This window comes from Aeromonas sp. s6, from assembly GCF_040907815.1.
Taxonomy (GTDB): domain Bacteria; phylum Pseudomonadota; class Gammaproteobacteria; order Enterobacterales; family Aeromonadaceae; genus Aeromonas; species Aeromonas caviae.
Map to the genome: position 1 here is coordinate 126312 of NZ_JBFOCN010000029.1, position 7568 is coordinate 133879.

Here is a 7568-nt window from a genome sequence, read left to right on the forward strand (position 1 = left end):
GGCAAGATAACGAAACAGAGAAACAGGATGAAAAAATGATGCCAGCATCATCGCTGGCATCCCATCACTCGCGGGGCAAGCAGGCTCAGGGCTTGTTGAGTTCCTTGTTGTTCATCAACATGCCGTGAAAATTAATGAGTCCCCTGCCCTTGCGGACTCGCTCGCTCAGCCAGCAGGCTGGCACCAGCCCCATCCCGGCAGCAAGGATGAGCACCATGGCGATGTGGTTCACCAGGTAATCCGCTCCCAACCAGCCCCAGACAACAAGGCTGCTCATCGCCATCGTCAGCAACATGGGGGATAGCCAGATCCCGAACCAGAGCACGACCATCACTAGGCCACCGACAATACGCTCCATCATATGAGTCCCTTTTTATCAAAGGGCAACAAGGCCATGAAAACCAGACTGAGTCAATAGATGGAAATCCATCGGAACACAAAACCAGCAACCACTCTAAAAACCCCTTTCCAGATCATGAAAAACCTGCATGTCGCACAAAATAGCAGCCAATGATGAGGAAAACAGGTGCATGAATGGTCGATTATCACTATTCTGCTCGGGTTGGTAGCCGCTACAAAAAACAGCCAGCGGCAAACCGTAACGATATAAATACGGATTTCGTCACGTTTTCGGCACAAGATGCCGCGCCAGGCAGAGGAAGTGCTGTGGCTGACGGGACGCGAGCCGAGTGATTTCAGCGACGTAAGGAAGGAAGCATGGATCTTCAACAACACGGCGACGAGCTCAAGCGCGGTCTGAAAAACCGCCATATCCAGCTTATCGCACTGGGCGGTGCCATCGGTACAGGCCTGTTCCTCGGCATTGCCGACACCATCAAGATGGCGGGCCCTGCGGTGCTGCTGGGCTATGCCATCGGCGGCTTCATCGCCTTCCTCATCATGCGCCAGCTGGGCGAGATGGTGGTGGAAGAGCCGGTTGCCGGTTCATTCAGCCATTTTGCCTACAAGTACTGGGGTGACTTCGCCGGCTTCGCCTCCGGCTGGAACTACTGGGTGCTCTATGTGCTGGTGAGCATGGCCGAGCTGACGGCAGTCGGCATCTATGTCCAGTACTGGTGGCCCGAGATCCCGACCTGGATGTCGGCGGCCTTCTTCTTCGTGCTGATCAACGCCATCAACCTCTCCAACGTCAAGGCGTTCGGCGAGATGGAGTTCTGGTTCGCCATCATCAAGGTGGTCGCCATTCTCGGCATGATCGGATTCGGCGGCTGGATGCTGTTCTCCGGCAGCGGCGGCCCCGAGGCCACGGTCAGCAACCTCTGGGCCCAGGGTGGCTTCTTCCCCAACGGCGTCGGCGGGCTGGTGATGGCAATGGCCTTCATCATGTTCTCCTTCGGCGGTCTGGAGCTGGTCGGCATCACGGCAGCAGAAGCGGACAATCCCGAGAAGAGCATCCCCAAGGCCACCAATCAGGTGATCTACCGCATCCTCATCTTCTACATCGGTGCCCTCACCGTACTGCTCTCCCTCTATCCCTGGGGCAAGGTAGTGGAAGGCGGCAGCCCGTTCGTGATGATCTTCCATGCGCTCGACAGCAACCTGGTAGCCAACGTACTTAACCTGGTGGTGCTGACCGCCGCGCTGTCGGTGTACAACAGCTGCGTCTACTGCAACAGCCGCATGCTGTTTGGCCTGGCCAAGCAGGGCAACGGCCCCAAGGCCCTGCTCAAGACTAACAAGAGCGGCGTGCCCCTGACCGCCATCACCATCTCGGCCGCGGCCACCCTGCTGTGCGTGCTCATCAACTATTTGATCCCGGGCAAGGCCTTTGGTCTGCTGATGTCTCTGGTGGTCTCCGCCCTGGTCATCAACTGGGCCATGATCAGCCTGGCGCACCTCAAGTTCCGCAAGGTGAAGGCTGCAGAAGGCGTCACCACCAAGTTCAAGGCACTGTGGAGCCCGTTTGGCAACTACCTCTGCCTCGCCTTCATGGCCGCCATCCTGGTGATCATGTACATGAACGACGGCACCCGCATCTCGGTCGAGCTGATCCCGGCCTGGGTCCTGGTACTCGGTATCGGCTATCTGCTCAAACAGAAGAGCCAACGCAAGCTGGCTACCAACCTGGGCTAGGCATCAAGCCTCCTCCAACAAAAATGCCGGTCACTGACCGGCATTTTTTATTCCATTCCCGTTTCACCTGACCCAATTCGCGGCTCACTTGTCCTGCCAGCCCCTGCAATGACAAACCCGAGGGGTTGCCTCGGGTTTGAGTGATGGACAAAGGGGCTGTGTTATTCCAGCAGGAAGACGGCTTCTACATTGTCAGTGATGCTGATCTGCTGCTGTTGATAGCTGTTTTCCATCATGTCGGCGGCAGGGGCTGCCGCAGCCTTCATGGCACGGGTATAGACCGGCATGGGGGAACTGTTGCGGTATTCAACGCTATATACCTTGCCAAGCTTCATGCCGAAAGCCTTGGCCAGGGATTCCGCCTTGCTCGTGGCATCAGCAACAGCACCAAGCCGGGCCTGCTCCTTGATGACCTGTGGTGACTTCAGGCCGTACTCTATCTGGGTCACGGACTCCAGACCCGCCTTGAGGGCGGTGTCCATCAGCTGGCTCAACTTGTCGAGCTGGTAGAGTTTGACCGCCAGCTGACGCTGGGCACGGTAACCCACCATTTCGGGTTGCTTGTTCTGGGGGTACTGGTACTCGGGGGAGATCACCAGATTGCCAGCCTCCACGTCGCTGCGCTTGATGCCGAGGCTCTCCAGCTGGCCAAAGAAGGCTGCTACCTTGGTATCTACCTGCTGTTTGGCCTTGATGCCCTGCTTCTCCAGTGCCGTGACGGCGACATTGAGCGTCAGCATGTCTGGTTCAGCCTTCTGCTCCGCATAGCCACTGACGACCAGATGGGGGGCCTGAGGAACCTCGATGGCAAGCAACGGAGCACTGACAACCAGCGCGGACAGGGTAAGAAGGGGACGCCACATAAAAAAACCTCCATCATTTAGATGGAGGTCATTATGCATGTCGTCGATTGGGATTCATATATCGTGTGTCGGCGGGATCTGGTCCAGCACCTGATTGGTCATGTCGATATTGATGCTGATCTCCCCTCCTCCTGAATTGCCATGGCTTGTCATCACGGAAGCAGGCGCCGGGCTGCCAAACAGCGATTCATCCTCAAAGTGGAACGAATCCCACGACAGAACATGACCTTGTGATGGCAGATTCGGCTCGGACGTCGTCACGACGGCCAGCCCCCCCCAGTCAAGCTCCTCACCGTGGCTGAGCAGCCCCTGCAAGGAGGTATCGCTCAGGCTCTGCAACGAATACTCCTGCTGCCCCCACTCATGGCCGACCAGCACCATCATATGGGGCAGGGGCGCATCCTCTGCCGGCGTGAAGCTGATACGAGAAGCGGCAAAGTCCACATTCAGCAACCCCGCCACCTCACCATCTTCGCTCTCCAGCTCCAGACCGTTGAGCGTGTCACCCGTCATCGTGGCCTGATAGCCAAAGCGGCCGGTGCAGACGATATTGTCCTGCCCGTTCCAGCTATAGCGAATGCCGTCGATGTCGACCCAGTTGAATGACTGCATGGTGACCCTCTCCTGATACTGCAGCTATCTTATCTGCCCACTCCATCAAATAACAGGGGCCGGGCACACCCGGCCCCCATACCCTGCTTACGGATCGACCTTGAGGTTGCCCTGATCCAGCAGATCCTGAATGATCTGCAGATTGGATTTGCCAGCCGTCAGATCCACGTTGTCAAAGAGGATGGTATGAGTCGTGGTGCCACTTCCCGCTCCATCCAGATCAATGGTCAGTGTCGACTTGCCACTGCCCGGACCAGGAGCAAAGGTAAGATAGTGATCCAGTGTGCTCGCATCGGCATGCTCACCACTGAGCAGTTCACTCAGGTCCAGAACATCTCCATTGGCCCCCGTGGTGAAGTCTTTGATGGTATCCGTGCCTCCTGCATCACCTGCCATCCATTTGAAGGTATCCTTGCCAGCCCCACCAGTCAGGGTATCACTGCCGATACCCCCAATCAGCAGGTCATTGCCATCCCCCCCCAGCAGGATGTCGTTGCCAAGGCCACCCGTCAGAGTGTCGTTGCCGGACTCTCCGAGCAAGGTATCGTTACCACTGCCTCCATCCAGCTGGTCGTTTCCGGTTCCCCCGACCAAGGTATCCTTGCCGCCAGCTCCTAAGAGCAGATCATCACCGGCGCCACCCGACAAGATATTGTCCAGACTGTTCCCTGTTATGCTGTCCCCAAAATCGGAGCCGATGGCATGCCCTTGCGTGCTGTTGAAGGTCACATTCACAGCGCTGGCGGCGGCATCATAGTCTGCTGTGAACGGGGCTTCCGGCAACAGGCTTAGTCCGATATTGCTGTGGACTGCATCGCCGTCCCCGTCAATCAGTGTGACTGGCAGTTGCAGACTGACCGGGATCCCAGGAGTGGCAACGCTGGAACCAAAGTCCCCTATCTTGAAGTCACTGCCCGCAGCGTAGTGGAATTCTAGGCTGTTATACCCATCCGCCGTGTAGGCAGCCAACTTGGTATTGCTCACCACCCCCACCACGGTTGCGACATAGGCCACACCAGCACCGGGATCATCATCACTGAAGTTCACCGTAAAGTTTCGCCCTCCCACGGAGACAATCTGCGACATGCCTGCAGCTATGCTGACAACCTTAGTCGAGCCGTTGAAGCTGATGGCCACCGCTGTCAACGACTCCTTGTTTCCATCGCCTATATCGTTGTCATTGTCTACATCCTGACGGGCAACGATCTTCACGCTGGATCCACTACTGCCGATTGCGGTAAACAGAGCCGAGGCACCATTGACGTCGTAGTGTGCCTCAAAGGCATGTGTGGCTGGGTCGCCATAAGACCCACTACTCCCAGGAGAACCTGTAAGATCGACAACAAAGTCGATCCGCATAGCCTCACCGAGGCCGATAGATGCTCCACCACTGATCCCCCCGGTATTGGCTGTGGTATTAACGGTACCGCCGTCCACCCCACCCGTCATCGCCGTCAACAGCAGATCCTTGCTGTCATTAGCCACAGCGGTGAATCCAGCCCAAGGACCGTTGCCACCGACGAAGTTATAGCCACCACCATTAAAGTCTATCGTGGTCTGACCACCATCAACCTCTCCTATCATCTGGACTTGGTAAGTGGCAGAGGCAGGCTGCAAGGTCGCGATGAAGACAGTCCCTGCAGCCGTGGCAGCCGTGAGCACTGTTCCGTTTGAGGATAATGAATAAGTAATGGGCAAGCCACCGGACGTCAGTCCGCTGTTGCTGCCATTAAGTGCACTGTCAAAGCGGATGCTCCCACCATCCGCACCATAGTTGTTTGACAAGGTACCATCACCATCCAGCAAGAAGGTGCCGGTCACGCCCGATTGGTTCAACATGACCCCCATGGCGGGCGTCATCACGAAGGGCACATCATCTTCCACCTGGACGATGAAGTTGCGGATCAATGCGACATTGTCCACGCCTTCATGTGCGCTGATCACGCTGGACAGGTTGAGGGCCTTCAGCTCCAGATCGTTTCCATCTCCCTGGGGATGATCAATGGAGCCTTGCAGGGTGAAGGTGTAATCCCCATCACTCTCCACCTGCAGGGTGAAGATGGGTTTGCTACCAGCCATGGCAACCAGCGTATCGACCCCGGCACCATGAGTGATGCTATAGGTGATCGCCACGCCCCCCGAGGTCAGTGCAGGCAGCCCTGCCGTCGACCCCATGCCAAAGCTAACCCCCACGCTATCCGCCACCATTTGCGCCAGAGACCCACTGACCGTCGTCAGCAGAGGATTGTTGCCTGGCAAGCCTGTGGGCAGGCCGTCTTCAAACACGGAGGCGACGATGGGGGACGTATCCAGTACCAGGATTTTCAGCTGGGCGCTGGAGGTATCGCCGTCCGAATCCACGATGGTGTAGGTGAAGACCTCCTGGGTATGAGCCGCCACATCATTGGGGGGTGAGTAGGAGTAGGAACCGTCCGCATTCACGGTCAGTCGGCCCCCTGCCGGCGTCGGGATGGAACCCGTTGTGCCGCCTTGCACCAGGAAGGTCACGACATTGCCGTTGATGCTGTCGGCCACCCCGGCATAAACAGCCGGATTGGTGACGGTAAAGCTGATCTGCACTACGGTCACGGGGCCATCGGCACCCGCAACATCCACACCAGCACTGCCATCTACGTCGGTGATCACGTTGCCGGTTGCCGGTGGCGGCACTGTGGCTTGCAAGGTGGCATCCAGGTCATTGATATTATCGACCAGAGTCACGGTGTCACCGTTATCCTCCACCAGGGCCAGTTGCGAAATGGCCGATGCGTTGCCACTGACGTTGAGGCCAACGGCATAGACCTCCACGTTGTTGTTGTTCACAAAGCTTGTCCAGCCTGCCGGAACGTTGCCCTCATTGGGTGCACCATCCGACAGGAAGTAGACCTTGGTTTCGTAACCAGCCAATGCCGGATTGGCTAGATCGGCTGTCAATTGGTTCTGTGCTAATACAAGAGGCGCATTGTAGTTGGTACCACCGCCATCTGTTGGCAGGCCGGAGATGCTGGCCTTGGCCACGTCGGGATCGCTCGTCTGCGGGATCAGCAAAGCACCACTGGCAAAATCGATTACTGTGATGGTCAGGGGAACCCCCAGAGCCACATAAGAGTCAATCATGTGGTTCAACGCACTCTTGGCCAGTTCCAGACGATTCGGGGATCCATTAGTGGTCGTGCCTATCTTCCAGAGCATGCTGCCCGAAGTATCGATCACCAAGACGAGGTTGAATGGAGGCAACCCGGCTTCCGTCACCGTAACGCTGTTATCCTTCGCCGTCGGCACGTCATCCACGATCTGCACACTCAGGGTGTTCGAGGCCGAATCCCCGTCGCTGTCCACCAGGCTCACCGCGAAGTCTTCGAACAGGCTGTTGTTGCCGTTCGCCGTCGGGTGCGCCTCGTTGTCGTTCAGGGTGTAGCTGTAGCTCACCAGCCCGGTCGCCGGGTTGTACCCGGTGATGGTCAGGGTGTTGCCCAGCGGCGTGGTCACCCCGCTCAGCGGGAAGCCCGCCACCACCCCGTTCACCACGATGTTGATGCCACCCACGCTCAGGGTCTTCACCCCGTCCGGCGCGCTGATGGTGAAGTCCCCCGTCACCGTGGTCGACTCCTTGCTGCTGTCCGACCCCGCCGACTCATTCGCGCCGCGGGTCGCCAGCAGGTCGTCCTCGTACACCTTCGCATCCCCGCCCTCGCCCTTGGGCGTCAGGTTGGTGATGGTCACCCCGTCATCGTCGTTCTTGATGGTCAGGGTCAGGGTCGCCGTGCTCACATCTCCGTCCGTATCCGTCAGGGTGTAGGTGAACACTTCGCTGCCCACCCCGCCCCCGGTCAGCGCCTTGAAGTCACCGTCGCTCGGGTTGAGGGTGTAGGTGTAGGTGCCGTTGGCATTGAGCACCAGGCTGCCGTAAGTCCCGCTCAGGGTGCCCGCGGTCACCGCCGCGCCATCCGCCCCCTGCACGTCGTTGGTGATGACGTTGCCATTGAGGACCAGGTTGTT

Annotated in this window: 5 protein-coding genes; 1 reads left to right on the forward strand and 4 read right to left on the reverse strand. The window is 58.0% G+C overall.

The annotated features are described in order from the left end of the window. Positions 1-85: 85 nt before the first annotated feature. Positions 86-361: a hypothetical protein gene (locus AB5Y50_RS04080; RefSeq protein WP_109112814.1), complete on the reverse strand. Its 276-nt coding sequence runs from the start codon at positions 359-361 to the stop codon at positions 86-88. A 356-nt stretch (positions 362-717) separates the two neighbouring features. On the opposite strand from AB5Y50_RS04080, the gene AB5Y50_RS04085 reads away from it, so the two are divergent. Then, a complete protein-coding gene (locus AB5Y50_RS04085) occupies positions 718-2094 on the forward strand; it encodes an amino acid permease (protein ID WP_104454345.1) in 1377 nt (458 codons plus the stop codon). A 161-nt stretch (positions 2095-2255) separates the two neighbouring features. Here the strand turns inward: AB5Y50_RS04085 and AB5Y50_RS04090 are convergent, their stop codons facing one another. The 3 genes from AB5Y50_RS04090 to AB5Y50_RS04100 form a co-directional block, all read right to left on the reverse strand. Continuing rightward, positions 2256-2957, reverse strand: a complete 702-nt coding sequence (locus tag AB5Y50_RS04090; RefSeq protein ID WP_010675156.1) for an SIMPL domain-containing protein — start codon at positions 2955-2957, stop codon at positions 2256-2258. Between the two features lie 54 nt (positions 2958-3011). Continuing rightward, positions 3012-3569 carry a hypothetical protein gene (locus tag AB5Y50_RS04095; RefSeq protein WP_109112813.1) on the reverse strand — a complete coding sequence of 186 codons (558 nt, stop codon included), beginning with the start codon at positions 3567-3569 and terminating at the stop codon, positions 3012-3014. A gap of 87 nt (positions 3570-3656) precedes the next feature. Then, on the reverse strand, positions 3657-7568 hold a 3912-nt coding region (locus tag AB5Y50_RS04100; protein ID WP_368162418.1), incomplete at its 5' end, for a type I secretion C-terminal target domain-containing protein.